The 15768-nt window shown below is 66.1% G+C and carries 13 protein-coding genes; 4 read left to right on the top strand and 9 right to left on the bottom strand.

Annotation, left to right across the window (positions count from 1 at the left end; genetic code table 11):
- The first annotated feature begins 112 nt into the window (after nt 1-112).
- Nucleotides 113-535 carry a hypothetical protein gene (locus MOE34_RS06545; RefSeq protein ID WP_242222054.1) on the top strand — a complete coding sequence of 141 codons (423 nt, stop codon included), beginning with the start codon at nt 113-115 and terminating at the stop codon, nt 533-535.
- 108 nt (nt 536-643) lie between these two features.
- Nucleotides 644-3181 (top strand): protein translocase subunit SecD, encoded by a 2538-nt coding sequence (gene secD, locus MOE34_RS06550; RefSeq protein WP_242222056.1) that lies wholly within the window; start codon nt 644-646, stop codon nt 3179-3181.
- A gap of 36 nt (nt 3182-3217) precedes the next feature.
- Here the strand turns inward: secD and MOE34_RS06555 are convergent, their stop codons facing one another.
- From MOE34_RS06555 to hutI, 9 genes are all read right to left on the bottom strand, one after another.
- Nucleotides 3218-4342 (bottom strand): NAD(P)/FAD-dependent oxidoreductase, encoded by a 1125-nt coding sequence (locus tag MOE34_RS06555; protein ID WP_242222058.1) that lies wholly within the window; start codon nt 4340-4342, stop codon nt 3218-3220.
- A gap of 78 nt (nt 4343-4420) precedes the next feature.
- Nucleotides 4421-5377, bottom strand: a complete 957-nt coding sequence (locus tag MOE34_RS06560; protein WP_242222060.1) for a LysR family transcriptional regulator — start codon at nt 5375-5377, stop codon at nt 4421-4423.
- A 244-nt stretch (nt 5378-5621) separates the two neighbouring features.
- Complete coding sequence (locus tag MOE34_RS06565; RefSeq protein WP_242222063.1) at nt 5622-6398, bottom strand: ABC transporter substrate-binding protein; 777 nt, start codon at nt 6396-6398, stop codon at nt 5622-5624.
- 113 nt (nt 6399-6511) lie between these two features.
- A complete protein-coding gene (locus MOE34_RS06570) occupies nt 6512-7498 on the bottom strand; it encodes an aldo/keto reductase (protein ID WP_242222065.1) in 987 nt (328 codons plus the stop codon).
- A gap of 71 nt (nt 7499-7569) precedes the next feature.
- Entirely contained in the window at nt 7570-8148 is a 579-nt protein-coding gene (locus MOE34_RS06575) for a HutD/Ves family protein (protein ID WP_242222067.1), read from the bottom strand.
- A complete protein-coding gene (hutU, locus tag MOE34_RS06580) occupies nt 8148-9824 on the bottom strand; it encodes a urocanate hydratase (RefSeq protein ID WP_242222069.1) in 1677 nt (558 codons plus the stop codon). Before hutU ends, MOE34_RS06575 begins: the two co-directional genes overlap by 1 nt.
- A 16-nt stretch (nt 9825-9840) precedes the next feature.
- A complete protein-coding gene (gene hutG, locus MOE34_RS06585) occupies nt 9841-10641 on the bottom strand; it encodes an N-formylglutamate deformylase (RefSeq protein ID WP_242222071.1) in 801 nt (266 codons plus the stop codon).
- 1 nt (nt 10642) lies between these two features.
- Complete coding sequence (hutH, locus tag MOE34_RS06590) at nt 10643-12178, bottom strand: histidine ammonia-lyase (protein WP_242222073.1); 1536 nt, start codon at nt 12176-12178, stop codon at nt 10643-10645.
- A 41-nt stretch (nt 12179-12219) separates the two neighbouring features.
- The gene (gene hutI / locus MOE34_RS06595; RefSeq protein ID WP_242222075.1) at nt 12220-13437 is read right to left on the bottom strand and encodes an imidazolonepropionase; all 1218 of its coding nucleotides are present in this window, start codon (nt 13435-13437) and stop codon (nt 12220-12222) included.
- A 102-nt stretch (nt 13438-13539) separates the two neighbouring features.
- Here hutI and MOE34_RS06600 point away from each other — a divergent pair, with 102 nt between their 5' ends.
- Together MOE34_RS06600 and hutC are read left to right on the top strand one after the other, a co-directional pair.
- The gene (locus tag MOE34_RS06600; RefSeq protein WP_242222077.1) at nt 13540-14883 is read left to right on the top strand and encodes a formimidoylglutamate deiminase; all 1344 of its coding nucleotides are present in this window, start codon (nt 13540-13542) and stop codon (nt 14881-14883) included.
- Between the two features lie 146 nt (nt 14884-15029).
- Nucleotides 15030-15722 (top strand): histidine utilization repressor, encoded by a 693-nt coding sequence (gene hutC, locus MOE34_RS06605; RefSeq protein ID WP_242223831.1) that lies wholly within the window; start codon nt 15030-15032, stop codon nt 15720-15722.
- The last annotated feature ends 46 nt before the right edge of the window (nt 15723-15768 follow it).

The raw sequence follows: 15768 nt of genomic DNA on the forward strand, positions 1-15768 counted from the left end.
GCCGGCAAGGCCGCGAACTTGACTCGACGGATGGTAAATGGTTCTTGGCGCACCATTACGACCGTGGCGAAGCATGCTTCGCGGGCGCCGCGCCCTGGATGAACGGACAGGCATGACGATGAGAACCGGGAAAGAGGCGACGATGTGGGAGCGAGGTCTTGCGCCTGCCGGCTTCCTCGTGCTGCTTTTCACCCTGTTCCTCTCGCAGTTCTCGCTGCCGGACAGCGTCGTCGGGCCGCGCCATCCGCAGCGCGCGGCAAGCGAGGGCGGCGTCGCTCCGTCTCCGCTGACCGCCGCTGCCGATGAACTCTGGTTCCCCGCCAGCGGCCATGCCGAACGGCGCGCCGCCAAGGCGAAGACCGGTCTTCCCGACGGCGATGCCGGCGGCAAGGCGCTCCTTCCGGGCGCGGGCCGGCTGATCTACCCCTTCGAGACCGTTGCCGCGGAAGCGTTTCCGGCGATGGACGATCCGGCGCAGGCCCGATCCGGCCCCGTATCCTTCCGCAGCCGCGCGCCGCCGGTTCGCGCCGCCTGAGGCCCTGTGGCGTTTCCGACGCCGCGCCATTCGATTGAAATTCCGATCCCCACGGAGGACGCCGGCCCACGATGCCGCGTCCTTCCGGCAGTTGAAGTGGAACATCCCATGAAAACCTCCAAATGGGCATTGTTTGTCACCGCCGCCATCATCCTTTTCGGGGTGCTTGCGGCCGTGCCGAACGTGCTGACGCCTGAACAGCAGGCGAAATTCGGGCGCTACCTGCCCGCCAATCCCGTCACCCTCGGCCTCGACCTGAAGGGCGGCTCGCACCTCGTTCTCGAAGTGGACGCCGCCGCGCTCCGCAAGGCGCGCATGGACGTGCTGCTCAACGATACGCGCGCCATTCTGCGCACCGCCGGCGAACGCGCCTCGGCCGCCCGCCTGAGCGGTACGACGCTGACGGTCACGCTGCCGGATCAGGAGGCCTTCGACAAGGTTCTGCCGGAAGTGCGCAAGCTCGCCGCACCGACCTCGACCCTCGGCTTCGGCGCCGGCTCGTCCGATATCGACGTCGCGACCAGCGGTCTCGTCATCAACGTCACGCTGACGGAAGCCGGCGTCAACGAGCGCATGTCGGCCGCCGTCGAGCAGAGCCTCGAGATCATCCGCCGCCGCGTCGACCAGGTCGGCGTCGCCGAGCCGCTCATCCAGCGCGTCGGCGGCGACCGCATCCTCGTCCAGCTCCCGGGCCTGCAGGATCCGACGCGCCTGCGTCAGCTCCTCGGCTCGACCGCGCAGATGAGCTTCCACATGGTCGATCAGACCGTGGACCCGAACGGCGTCGCCCCGCGCGGCGTGATGATCCTGCCTGGCGCCAACGATAACAACAAATACGCCGTCGAAGAGCGCGTCGCCATTTCCGGCGACCGTCTTGCCGACGCCAAGGCCGGCTTCGACCAGCGCACGAACGAGCCGATCGTCTCGTTCAGCTTCGATTCCACCGGCGCGCGCCAGTTCGCCGAAATCACGCAGGCCAATGTCGGGAAACCCTTCGCCATCGTCCTCGACGGCAAGGTGCTGACCGCGCCGGTCATCCGCGAGCCGATCATCGGCGGCCAGGGCCAGATCTCCGGCAACTTCAACCCGCAGGAAGCGACCGTGCTTTCGGCGCTGCTGCGCTCCGGCGCGCTGCCGGCCCCGCTCACCATCATCGAGGAACGCACCGTCGGCCCGAACCTCGGTTCGGACTCGATCCGCATGGGTCTCTATACGGGTCTCGCCGGCCTTGCCGCCGTCGTGGTGCTGATGCAGGTGCTCTACGGCTCCTGGGGTCTTATCGCCAATCTCGGCCTCGTGCTGCACACGATCCTCACCATCGGCCTGCTCGGCATTCTCGGCTCCACGCTGACCCTGCCCGGCATTGCCGGTATCATCCTCGGCATCGGTATGGCGGTGGACGCCAACATCCTGATCAACGCCCGTATCCGCGAAGAGACGGCGGCGGGGGCGGGGGCCATGAAGGCGCTCGATGTCGGCTTCAACAAGGCCTATGCCACCATCGTCGACGGCAACATGACGACCATGGTCGGCATGATCCTCCTCTTCATGTTCGGCTCGGGTCCGGTGCGCGGCTTCGCCATCACCATGATCATCGGCCTTGCGATCTCGATGTTCACCTCGATCACCTTCGTGCGCTTCCTGATGCGCGAGGCCGTGATCGTGCGGAAGATGAAGAAGATCGAGATCCACTCGCTCTTCGGCAAGGTCTGGGAAATCCCGACCTTCTCCTTCATGCGCGGCCGCTATATCGCCATCGCCATGTCGGCCTTCATCTCGACGAGTTCGGTCATCCTGTTCTTCACGCCGGGCCTCAATTACGGCATCGACTTCGTCGGTGGCATCCAGGTGGAAGCGACCTCCAAGACGCCGATCGACCTCGCGCCGCTGCGTGAGAAGATGGAAGGCCTCAACCTCGGTGAAGTCGCGTTGCAGGAGTTCGGCCAGGGCACGTCGGTCCTCGTCCGTGTCCAGCGTCAGCCGGGCGGTGAAGAGGTGCAGACCGCAGCTCTCCAGAAGATCCGCGATGGCGTTGCCGAAGTGATTCCGGACGCGAACTTCGAGCGCACGGAAGTGGTCGGCCCGACGGTCAGCACCGAGCTTGCCCGCTCCGGCTTCCTCGCCGTTGGCCTCGGCATGCTCGCCATCCTGATCTACATCTGGTGGCGCTTCGAATGGCACTTCGCCGTGGGCGCCATCGCCACGCTGGTCCTGGATATCACCAAGATGATCGGCTTCTTCTCGCTGATGCAGATCGACTTCAACCTGACGGCCATCGCCGCCGTGCTGACGCTGATCGGCTACTCGGTCAACGACAAGGTGGTGGTGTACGACCGTATGCGCGAGAACCTGCGCAAGTACAAGTCGATGCCCTTCTCGGATCTCATCGACCTGTCGATCAACCAGGTGGTCATGCGATGCATCTTCACCTCGCTCGCCGTCGCGGTCTCGCTGCTGCCGATGGCGATCTGGGGTGGCGATACGGTCAAGCCCTTCGCCTGGCCGATGCTGTTCGGCGTCATCGTCGCGACGACCTCGTCGATCTATATCGGTGGCCCGATCCTGCTGTTCCTCAACCGTTTCTGGAAGGACCGCGAGGGATCGCGGGCGCCCGGTTCGGCCGGAACGCCGGCCGCGGAAAGCTGAAACAGAAACGGGCGCCCTCGGGCGCCCGTTTTAGTTTCAGGAGAAGCGTGCGGGACTGAAGGTCTCCGCCCCGATGCCCTCGCGGGCCAGCGGCTCCGGCACCGGCTGTCCGGCAAGGAGCGCGGCGGCGAGGCTGCCGAGCGCCGGGGAGGTGAGGATGCCATAGCCGCCCTGGCCGGCCAGCCAGAAGAAGGTCGGCTCGTCCGGCGCGGGGCCGACGACGGGCAGGCGGTCGGCGGCAAAGCTGCGCATGCCGGCCCAACTGCTGAAAACGCGCCGCACCTGCACGGTCGTCGCCTCTTCCACGTAATGGGCGGCATAGGCGATATCGAGTTCTTCCGGCTGTACGTCGGCCGGCTCGCAGGGCGTCTCGTCGGCGGGCGAGGCGAGCAGGCGGCCGCCCTCCGGCTTGAAATAGAAGGTGTCCTCGATCTCGTTCATTTCCGGCAGGCGGCCGGCATCGATGCCTTCGGGAAGATCGATGGTGACGGCCGTGCGCCGGTTCGGCACGACCCCGAGGGGGGCGACGCCCGAGAGCGACGCGACGCTGTCGGCCCAGCCGCCGGCCGCGTTCACCAGAATGTCTGCCGCGATGGTCTCGCCGTTCGTCTCGATCAGCCATTTATCGCCGATCCGGCGCGCGCTCGAGAAAGCACGGTTCTCAAGGATCTGCGCGCCGTTGTGCCGGGCGTGGCGGGCGTAAGCCTGCAGCAGGGCGTCGACTTCGATATCCCAGTAGCTCGGGTCGAAATAGGCGGCAGCGCAATAGGCGGGATTGAGGATCGGCGCGCGGGCAAGCAGCGCCGCTTCGTCGAGCCACTCAACGGCCACGCCGAGCGCCGTCGCTTCCTCGAAGCGCTTGCGCACGAGCGCCTCCTTGCCGTGCGTGCCGAAGATGACGCTGCCGCGCGCAATGAGGAGGGGAACAGCGGCAAAGCCTTCGGGCGGCGTCGTCATGAAGGCGTGGCTGGCCCGGGCAAGCGCGTTCACGAGGGGCGGGTTATCGCGCAGGGTGAATTCGGCGGCCGACCGACCGGTGCTGTGGTAGCCGAGCGCGCTTTCCTGCTCCAGCACCGCGACGGACCGGTGCGGGGCGAGAAAATAGGCGAGCGAAATGCCGGCAATGCCGCCGCCGATGATTGCGATGTCGAAAGTCTGCATGATCGCCTCCTGTCGTTTGTTCATCTGGCGTAGGGAAGCGTCCGGCATTCTTCAAATTTATAAGAGTGAAGGTCGATATCAGCCGGATTGATGCGGCTCGCCCCAGCGCCACGGCTCGACATCCGCCACATGGGCAAGGAAGGCCCGCTCCGCCGGGTTGAGCGCCGAGCTAGGATTGGTGATGCGGAAGGTTTCCGTGACCGGCAGGTTCTCATGCGGCGGCAATTGCCAGAGTTCGCCGGCGGCCAGAGCCGGCCCGGTGAGGTGGATCGGCAGCATGCCGATGCCCGCATTGGCGACGACGAGCCGCAGCACCTCCTCGACATTGAAGGCGAGCGCGCGCACCTGCTGGCCGAAGGAGCCGACCGCGCGCACCGCCGTCACCGGTCCCATATGCGGCCCGCCGAGAACATCGGCAAGGAAGCTGACATAGGGTTCGCCCCGCAGATCCTCCAGCCGGGCGTCCGTCGCGCCGAACAGCCGATGCCCGCGCCCGCAATAGAGCGCACAGCGCTCGTAGCAGAAGGGCGCCTTGTCCAGCCCGTCCGGAATGATGCCGTCCGAAAGGCCGAGCGTCGCCACGCCCCGTTCCACGGAGCGGATGACGTCGGTCGTCGTCTCGACCGTCACGCCCACGGTGACGCGCGGATGCAGGCGGAAGAAATCGGCGATCGCCTGGTCCCAGGCCGGGTTCAAGGCATGGCTGACGGCGTGGATGGCGATGTGCCCGGCAATGTCCTCGCCGGAGGAGACCATGGCTTCCGGCAGCCGCACGATGGCGGTGAAGATGTCGTGGCAGAGCGTATGCAGTCGCTCGCCGGCTTCCGTCAGTTCGAAACGGCCCGGGCCGCGGTCGATCAGCCGGTGGCCGACCGATTGCTCCAGCCGCTTGAGCGCCATGCTGACGGCCGGCTGCTGCAGGAGCAAGCGATTCGCCGCCCGCGTGATCGAGCCTTCCTCCACCACGACGACGAAGGTGCGCAGCAGGTTCCAGTCGAGATTGTGGGCGAAGCGTTCGAGGCGATTGATCGGCATGTCCCTAGCTAGGACGGCGGCACGGGGGAAGGCAAGAGTGGAGATGTCTTTGCACTGCGCGCGGGCTGCCTCAGCCCGCCGCCGCGATCTTCTTCCCGCAGGCAGGGAGAGGGGGAATGGTGCGCCGCCTCGCTCAAGGGTTTCGCGTAGAGGGAAGAAAGCCGTGCCGCACGTTTCCTTCTCCCCGCTTGCGGGGAGAAGGTGGCCGGCAGGCCGGATGAGGGGCGCGCTACGCCCCCGTATCTTACTTCATCGTATAGACGTCGATGGAGAAGTACTTGTCGTTGATCTTCTTGTAGGTGCCGTCTTCACGGATCGCCTGGAGGGCGGCGTTCAGCTTCTCGCGCAGGTCGTTGTCGTCCTGGCGCACCGCGATGCCGACGCCTTCGCCGACGAACTTCTTGTCGGTGATCGGCTCGCCGATCAGCTCGCAGCAGGCCTTGCCGTCGTCGTTCTTGGTGACCCAGTCGAGCAGCGGGATCATGTCGCCGACCTGCAGGTCGAGGCGGCCATTCACCATGTCGAGGTTCACTTCATCCTGCGTCGGGTAGAGCTTGATATCCGCGTCGGGATAGACGGCCGCGGCGTAGTCCGCCTGCGTGGTGCCCTGCTGGGCGCCGATCGTCTTGCCCTTCATGCCCTCATTGGTGAAGTCCGTAATGCCGGAATTCTTCGGCGCGGCATGGGTCATGGCGGCGAGGTAGTAGGGATCGGTGAAGGCGACCTGCTTCTTGCGCTCGTCGGTGATGAACATCGAAGCGATGATCATGTCGTATTTCTTGGCGAGAAGGCCCGGAATGATGCCGTCCCAATCCTGGCCGACGACTTCGCATTCGACCTTCATCTTCTCGCAGAGCGCAAGGCCGATCTCGACGTCGAAGCCGCCGAGCTTGCCGTCGGCGTCCTGGAAGTTGAAGGGCGGGTAGGCGCCTTCCGTGCCGATCGTCAGCGTCTCGGCCGAAGCCTGGGCCGAAAGGAGGGTGGAGGCCGCAAGAGCCATTGCGAGCAGTGTTTTCTTCATGGTCGTTCCCCTGTTCTGATTGTGACCGGAGGCGACGGTAGCGCGCGGGCGCGCATAAACGAAATAGATAGCCATGATGTTCGCTATTATTCTCGTTTATGCGCTCTCCCATCTTACCAGCGCTGGTGCACGTGCGGCGCGACGAGGCGATCGTAGACCGCGCGCGTCGCATCCATGACATCCTGCGGGATGGCGGGCAGGCTTGCGGCCGCCGCATTGGCCTTCGCCTGTTCACCATTGCGTGCGCCCGGGATGACGACGCTGACGGCATCCGCCATCAGGATCCAGCGCAGCGCGAAGGCGGCCATGCTTTCGCCCGCCGGCACCAGCGCACGGATTTCCTCGACGGCTTGCAATCCCGTCTCGAAAGGCACGCCGGCAAAGGTCTCGCCGACGTCGAAGGCGTCACCGTTGCGGTTGAAGTTGCGGTGGTCGTCGGCGGCAAACGCGGTGTCCCGCGTGATCTTGCCGGAGAGCAGGCCGCTTGCCAGCGGCACGCGGGCGATGATCGCGACCTTGCGGCGGGCGGCCTCCTGGAAGAAGAGCCGCGCCGGGCGCTGGCGGAAGATGTTGTAGATGATCTGTACGCTGACGACGCCGGGATATTCGATGGCCTTCAGCGCTTCCTCGACCTTCTCGACGCTGACGCCGTAATCGGCGATCTTGCCGGCGGCCTTGATCTCCTCCAATGCCTGGAAGACCTCGGGACGGTAATAGACTTCGGTCGGCGGGCAATGGAGCTGCACGAGGTCGAGGCATTCGACGCCGAGGTTCTTCAGGCTGCGGTCGATGAAGCCTTCGAGATTGGCCTTGTTGTAACCGTCAGCGACATGGGGGGAGAGCCGGCGTCCGGCCTTGGTCGCCACCATCGGGCGCTCACCGCCACGTTCCTTCAGCACGTCGGCGATGATCTTTTCCGAGCGGCCGTCGCCATAGACATCGGCGGTGTCGATGAAGGTCATGCCGGCATCGAGTGCGGCGTGAAGGGCGGCGCGGCCGTCCGCCTCGCTGACGTCACCCCAGGCGCCGCCGATCTGCCAGGCGCCGAAGCCGATATCCGTGGTGGTGAAGCCCGTACGGCCGAATGTGCGATGTCTCATGAAAATCTCCCGGCAAAAAATGAATTTGCCGGGAGGTAACATCCCGGGAAGGGACGGACAAGGAACGCCGGTCAGGCCGGCGTGATTTCGACGAGGTAGAAGGCGGCGCTAGCGCCCGCCGGCACCACTTCCGCCTCCTCAGCGCCATCGAGCACGAGGGCGTCGAGTGGCTGGAGGCCGACGAGGCCTTCCGCCGTGGAGACGCCGAGCGGTTCGAGCGCCAGCAAGAGACGCTGGCCCGACGATGCCGGGAGCGCCTTCGCGCCCTCGGCGATGTGGTGCGCGAGGCTGTGCCCGAAAACACCGCGCCGCGTCATCACGTTGAGGTCGGTGATCGGCCCGCCGGGAAGGCGTGCCGTGGTCGGCGCATCGGCCGGGAAGGGGAGCGGCGCGGACTTTGGCGTCAGCAGCCTCTCGCCAAGCCCTTCGATGGACAGTTCCATGCCGTCGCCCGTGAGCACCGCCAGCGTGCGGTCGATGCCGGGGAAGACGGAGAAGGGACCGTCGCTCGCCACGCCCGCCATGCTGACGCGCCAGCCGAAATCCGAAAGGCTTGCGCCTTCCGGATGGACGATCACCTCGACCGTCTCGCCGCCGCCGTTCTTCCACGGCATGCGGCGATGGTCCGCGTTGCGGAGCAAGAGGCTCATCAGTTGCCCAGGATGCCCGGCAGGCGCAGGCCCTTTTCACGGGCGCAGTCGAGCGCGATGTCGTAGCCCGCATCGGCGTGGCGCATGACGCCGGTCGCCGGGTCGTTCCACAATACACGGCCAACACGCTCGGCGGCTTCATCCGTGCCGTCGCAGCAGATGACGACGCCCGAATGCTGCGAGAAGCCCATGCCGACGCCGCCGCCGTGGTGGAGCGACACCCAGGTCGCGCCGGATGCGGTGTTGAGCAGGGCGTTGAGCAGCGGCCAGTCGGATACGGCGTCGGAGCCGTCCTTCATCGATTCCGTCTCGCGGTTCGGCGAGGCGACGGAACCCGAATCGAGATGGTCGCGGCCGATGACGATCGGAGCCTTCAGCTCACCGTTCTTGACCATCTCGTTGAAGGCGAGGCCGAGGCGATGGCGGTCGCCGAGGCCGACCCAGCAAATGCGCGCCGGCAGGCCCTGGAAGGAGATACGGTCCTTCGCCATGTCCAGCCAGTTGTGCAGGTGCTTGTTGTCGGGCAGCAGTTCCTTCACCTTGGCGTCGGTCTTGTAGATGTCTTCCGGATCGCCCGAGAGAGCGGCCCAGCGGAACGGACCGATGCCCTTGCAGAACAGCGGGCGGATATAGGCCGGCACGAAGCCCGGGAAGGCGAAGGCATTTTCGAGGCCTTCTTCCTTGGCGACCTGGCGGATGTTGTTGCCGTAGTCGAAGGTCGGGATGCCCATGTCCTGGAAGGCGATCATGGCTTCGACATGCTCGCGCATGGAAGCGCGGGCGGCCTTCTCGACAGCCTTCGGGTCGCTTTCGCGCTTTGCCTTCCACTCGGCCATCGTCCAGCCCTTCGGCAGGTAGCCGTTGATCGGGTCGTGGGCGGAGGTCTGGTCGGTGACCATGTCGGGGCGGATGCCGCGGCGGATCATCTCGGGAAGGATCTCGGCGGCGTTGCCGAGCAGGCCGACGGACTTGGCTTCGCCGGCCTTCGTCCAGCGGTCGATCATCGCCATGGCTTCGTCGAGCGTCTCGGCCTTCTCGTCGATGTAGCGGGTGCGCAGGCGGAAATCGATCGAGTCCGGGTTGCACTCGACGGCAAGGCACGAGGCGCCGGCCATGACCGCGGCGAGCGGCTGGGCGCCGCCCATGCCGCCGAGGCCGCCGGTGAGGACCCACTTGCCCTTGAGGTTGCCGTTATAGTGCTGGCGGCCGGCTTCCACGAAGGTCTCGTAGGTGCCCTGAACGATGCCCTGCGAGCCGATATAGATCCACGAGCCGGCCGTCATCTGGCCGTACATGGCAAGGCCCTTCTTATCCAGCTCGTTGAAGTGATCCCACGTGGCCCAGTGCGGCACGAGGTTGGAGTTGGCGATGAGAACGCGCGGCGCATCCTTGTGCGTGCGGAAGATGCCGACCGGCTTGCCGGACTGCACGATCAGCGTCTCGTTTTCTTCAAGGTCGCGCAGCGAGGCGACGATCCTGTCGAAATCGGCCCAGGTGCGGGCGGCGCGGCCGATGCCTCCATAGACGACCAGTTCGTGCGGGTTTTCCGCGACGTCGGGGTCGAGGTTGTTCATCAGCATGCGAAGCGGCGCTTCGGTCAGCCAGCTCTTGGCGGTGCGTTCGGTGCCGGTGGCGGCGCGGACTTCGCGGATGTTGTGGCGGGGATTGTCGGTCATGGCTGGTTCTCCCGGATCAGCGTGTGAGGGTGGAGGCGAGCGCCTCGATACGTTGCAGAATGTCTTTCAGGGGAATGCGGAGCCGCGCGGCCTTCTCTTCGTCAAGATCGAAGGGCGGGACTTCCGTGGACAGATGGCTCACCTGCGCGAGCTCCATCTGGATGGCGTGCACGCCGGTTTCCGGCTTGCCGTAATGGCGCGTCGTCCAGCCGCCCTTGAAGCGGCCGTTGAGGATGCTGGTATAGGCCTCGGCCTTCGCGCAGACTTCGAACGTCGCCGCTTCGATTTCCTTCGCGCAGGTGCGCCCCATGTCGGTGCCTACGTTGAAATCCGGCAGCCGGCCTTCGAACAGGAAGGGGATCAGCGAGCGGATCGAGTGGCAGTCATAGAGGATTGCCACGCCATGGATCGCCTTCACGCGCTCGATCTCGGCGGCGAGGGCCGCATGATAGGGCGCATGGAAATTGGCGAGCCGGTAGGCGATGTCGGCCTCGGTCGGTGCCTCGCCGTCCTTCCAGATCGGCTTGCCGTCGAAATCCGTTTCCGGAACGAGGCCCGTCGTGTTCTGGCCGGGATAGAGGCTGACGCCAGCCGGATCCCGGTTGGCGTCGACGACATAGCGGTGGAACGTGGCGCGCACGGTCGTCACGTTCGGCAGCAGGCCATCATAGAGGCGTTCGATGTGCCAGTCCGTATCCGCGAGGATGCGGCCATTGTCGTTCAGGCGCTCCCGGATATCGGCGGGAACGTCCGTACCGGTATGCGGGAAGGCGAGAATGACGGGCGAGGTGCCCTGGTGGAGTTCGAAGAGCGCCATGTCAGGCTTCCAGAACCGGCAGGATACCCTTGGTGACGGAAGCGGCGAGCGCGCCCGAGGAGACGAACGTGCCGGCGGCGGCGAGGTCCGGCGCCATGTAGCGGTCTTCCTCCAGCGTCGGCACGACGGTGCGCAGCGCGGCGACGACCTTCTTCAACTCCGGGCTGGTCACGAGCGGGGCGCGGAACTCGATGCCCTGTGCGGCCGTCAGCGCCTCGATGCCGATGATGGCGGAGAGGTTTTCCGTCATGCGCAGCAGGCGATGTGCGCCGTGGCAGGCCATGGAGACATGGTCTTCCTGGTTGGCGGAGGTCGGGGTGGAGTCGACCGAGGCCGGGTGCGACATCTGCTTGTTTTCGCTCATCAGCGCGGCCGAGGTGACTTCCGCGATCATCAGGCCGGAATTGAGACCCGGCTTCTTGGCGAGGAAGGCCGGGAGGCCGAAGGAGAGGGCGGGATCGACCAGAAGCGCGATGCGGCGCTGGGCGATGGCGCCGACTTCGCAAGTCGCGATCGCGATCTGGTCGGCGGCGAAGGCGACCGGCTCGGCATGGAAGTTGCCGCCCGAAACCACGCTGTTGTCCGAAAGGACGAGCGGGTTGTCGGTCACGGCATTGGCTTCGATCTCGAGCGTATGGGCGGCCGAGCGCAGAAGATCGAGGCAGGCGCCGTCGACCTGCGGCTGGCAGCGGATGCAATAGGGGTCCTGCACGCGCTCGTCGCCGTTGATGTGGCTTTCGCGGATGACTGAGCCGGCCAGCAGCGCGCGGAGCGTCGCGGCGGCGTCGATCTGGCCCTTGTGGCCGCGCAGCGTGTGGATATCGGGGTGGAACGGCGCGGAGGACCCCATGGCGGCGTCGGTGGAGAGTGCGCCGGTAACGAGGGCGGCCTGCGCGGCGCGATGAGCGCGGAAGAGGCCGGCAAGTGCAAGGCCGGTCGAGACCTGCGTGCCGTTGATGAGGGCAAGGCCTTCCTTCGCGGCGAGCACGACCGGCTTCAGGCCGGCCTTTTCGAGCGCCTTGCCGCCTGACAGACGTTCGCCGGCATAGATGGCTTCACCTTCGCCGATCATAACCGCTGTCATGTGGGCGAGGGGGGCAAGGTCGCCGGACGCGCCGACGGAACCCTGTTCGGGAATGACCGGAATGACGCCCTTGGCCTGCATGGATTCCAGAAGACGGACGATCTCGATGCGAACGCCGGACGCGCCGCGGCCGAGCGAGATGAGCTTCAGCGCCATGACGAGGCGAACGATGTTTTCCGCGAGCGGTTTGCCGACGCCGCAGCAGTGCGACAGGATCAGGTTGCGCTGGAGCGTGGCGACGTCGGCCGGGGCGATCTTGATGGAGGCGAGCTTGCCGAAGCCGGTATTGATGCCGTAGACCGGCTCGTCGCCGGCGGCGATTTCCGCGATGCGTGCGGCGGCCTTCTCGATGCCGGCGTCGAAGGCGGCGTCGAGCTTTGCGGCCTCGCCGGTCCAGTAGATGGTTTCAAGGGTCTTGAGGGGCACGGAGCCCGGGTGAAGCGTGATCGTCATGGTTCATTCCCCGATGCAGCTAAGGCTGCGGCTTGACTGAATTAATTTCCGCTGCGGATGCGGGCGTGCATGGGGTTGAAGCCCATGCGATAGACCAGTTCCGCCGGCCGGCCGATGTCCCAGAGGACGAAGTCCGCCCATTTTCCGGCCTCCAGCGTCCCCACCTCGTCGACCAGCCCGAGCGCGCGGGCGGCTTCGCGCGTCGTTCCGGCGATGCATTCCTCGACGGTCATGCCGAAGAGGGTTGCGGCCATGTTCATGGTGAGGAGGAGGGAGGTGAGCGGCGACGTGCCGGGATTGGCGTCGGTTGCGACGGCCATCCGGACGCCGTGCTTGCGGAAGAGATCGACCGGCGGCTTCTTCGTTTCGCGGATGAAGTAGAAGGCGCCCGGCAGGATGACGGCGACGGTGCCGGCCTTGGCCATCGCGGCCGCGCCCGCATCGTCGGTATATTCGAGGTGATCGGCCGAAAGCGCGTTGTAACGGGCGGCGAGTTCCGCGCCGTGAAGGTTGGAAAGCTGGTCGGCATGAAGCTTGACCGGCAGGCCATGGGCCTTCGCGGCCTCGAAGACCTCGGTCATTTCCGCCGTCGAGAAGGCGATACCCTCGCAGAAGCCGTCCACGGCATCGGCAAGCCCCTCGGCCGCGACGGCCGGCAGCATCTCGGTGACGACCTTCTTTATATAGGCGATCTTGTCGCCGTTCATCTCCGGCGGCAGCGCATGGGCGCCGAGGAAGGTCGTGCGCACGGTGATGTCGCGCTCCTCGGCGATGCGGCGGGCCGCACGCAGCGACTTCAGTTCGTTTTCCGTATCGAGGCCATAACCGGACTTCATCTCGACCGTCGTCACGCCCTCGGCGATCAGCGCGTCGAGGCGGGGCAGGGTTTCCCGTACCAGATCGTCCTCGCTCGCCGCGCGCAGCGCCTTGACGGACGAAACGATACCGCCGCCGGCCCGCGCGATCTCTTCGTAGGATGCGCCGGCAAGGCGAAGCTCGAACTCATGGGCGCGGTCGCCGGCATGCACGAGATGGGTATGGCAGTCGATGAGGCCCGGCGTGATCCAGCGGCCCTCGCAGTCGATGTTCTCGGCGCAGGAGAATTCGCCGGGAAGCTCGGCCTCCGGACCCGCGAAGGCGATGCGGCCGTCGACGACCGCGATGGCGCCGTTCTCCACGATGCCGAGGCCGGGCATATCTTCCCTGAGCGTGGCGAGTCTGGCGTTACTCCAGACGCGAGCGTTTTCCTTTGCCGTCATCGTGATTGCCTCTTCCCTGTGATGGATATAATGTATATACATAATCATGCCGGACGCAAGCGGCAATTTTCGGGGTGGGTATATCGGGAGAGGAGACTGGCCATGGCCGTCATTCATGCAAGGCAAGCGCTTCTGGCGAGCGGCTGGGCGAACAATGTGCGTATCGGCATCGAGGGCGGACGCATCGTCGCCATCGAAAGCAGGGCCGCCGCGCCCGGCGACGAGCGTCACGACACGATCGTCGCCGGCATGCCGAACCTGCACAGCCACGCCTTCCAGCGCGGCATGGCGGGCCTTGCCGAAACGCGCGGCCCGGGCAATGACAGTTTCTGGAGCTGGCGCAACGTCATGTACCGCTTTGCGCTCTCCATGACGCCGGACGACGTCGAGGCCGTCGCCGCGCAGCTCTATGTGGAAATGCTGGAGGCCGGTTTCACCCGCGTCGGCGAATTCCATTACCTGCATCACGACAAGGATGGCGGCCATTACGGCGATATCGCCGAGATGGCCGCGCGAATCGCTTCCGCCGCGTCCGCGACGGGCATCGCGCTGACGCTGCTGCCCGTCTTCTATGCCCATGCCGGCTTCGGCGGCACCGCGCCGGGCGAGGGGCAGCGCCGCTTCATCAACGACCGTGATTCCTATGCGGCCCTTCTGGAACGCTGCCGCGCCCTAACGGATGCGCTGCCGAACGGCGTCACCGGCGTTGCGCCGCACAGCCTGCGCGCCGTCACGCCCGATGAGCTGAGCGCCGTCGTCACGATGGCCGGTGACGCGCCGGTCCATATCCACATAGCCGAACAGGTGAAGGAAGTGGAGGATAGCGTCGCCTGGTCCGGCCGCCGTCCGGTGGAATGGCTGCTCGACAACCAGAAGGTCGACGGCCGCTGGTGCTTCATCCACGCGACTCACATGACGGATGCCGAAACGCTCGGCATGGCGAAAGCCGGCGCCATTGCCGGCCTCTGCCCCGTGACGGAGGCCAATCTCGGCGACGGCACGTTCCCGGCGCCCGATTTCCTCGCTGCCGGCGGCCGCTATGGCGTCGGCTCCGATTCGAACGTGCTGATCGGCCTGCCGGATGAACTGCGCCAGCTCGAATATTCCCAGCGCCTCCATCATCGCGCCCGCAACGTGCTGGCTGCGCCCGGCGGTTCGACGGGCCGCGCGCTCTTCGACGGCGCGCTTGCCGGCGGCGCGGCGGCGCTGGGCGTCGAGGCCGGGCTTGCGGTCGGCAATGCGGCCGATTTCGTCAGCCTCAAGGCCCGCCACGGCCTTGACCTTGCCGGCGACGGACTTCTCGACGGCTGGATCTTCGCCAATGGGGCGGCGGTCGATTGCGTCTGGGTGGACGGCCGCAAGCAGGTCGAGGGCGGCCGGCATGTTGCGCGCGAGGCCGTCGGCCGGCGTTTCACGGCGACCATGCGGGCGCTCGCCGAGGGCTGAGGGTGCTATTGAAAGGCGCCGCGGCCTTTTCTAAAACACGTGCTGGCCGGGCGAATCCATGCCCGGCGGAAGCGGAGGCGGCCATTTCCATCGTTGAGGACAGAACGGGACCGGAGGCCAGGGAGCCGTCGCTGCACCGCCGCATCCTGGAGGATGTGGAGGGCCGGATTCTTTCCGGCGAATGGCCTCCCGGCTACCGCATTCCCTTCGAGCACGAGTTGACCGAGCAGTACCAATGCTCGCGCATGACGGTGAACAAGGCGATCACCGAGCTCGTCAAGCGCGGACTCATAGAGCGCCGCCGCAAGTCCGGCAGCTTTGTCACCCACCCGCATGCCCAGTCCGCTGTCCTCGAAATCCACGACATCCGCCTGGAGGTCGAATCGCTCGGGCTTCCCTATCGCTACCAGCGCCGCACGCGTCTCGACCGCACGGCGAGGGCCGCCGACCGGCGCCTGATGGACCTGCCGGATGCTGCCCGGCTCACGGAAATCTCGGCCCTTCATTTCGCCGGCGCGCATCCCTTCTGTCTGGAAGACCGCCTGATCAACCTCAAGGCCGTGCCCGAGGCCGCCGGCGAGACCTTCGAAGATCTTGCGCCCGGTCCCTGGCTGATCAGCCGCGTGCCGTGGAGCGCCGCCGAGCACCGCATCCGCGCCGTCGGTGCCGATATCCGCGCCGCCGAACTCCTGGCCATCGCCCCCGGAACACCCTGCCTGGTCGTCGAGCGCCGCACCTGGAGCGGCGGCCTCTATGTCACCCATGTACGCCTGACCTATCCGGGTGAAATGCATGAACTCGTGGCCGAATTCGCCCCGACGCATCCCAAGCAGCCTTGAGGGTGGACGAGAAGCCTCCACTCTGTCACAAGGTTTCCGGAACGCG

The organism is Shinella zoogloeoides (assembly GCF_022682305.1).
Classification (GTDB): Bacteria; Pseudomonadota; Alphaproteobacteria; order Rhizobiales; family Rhizobiaceae; genus Shinella; species Shinella zoogloeoides_B.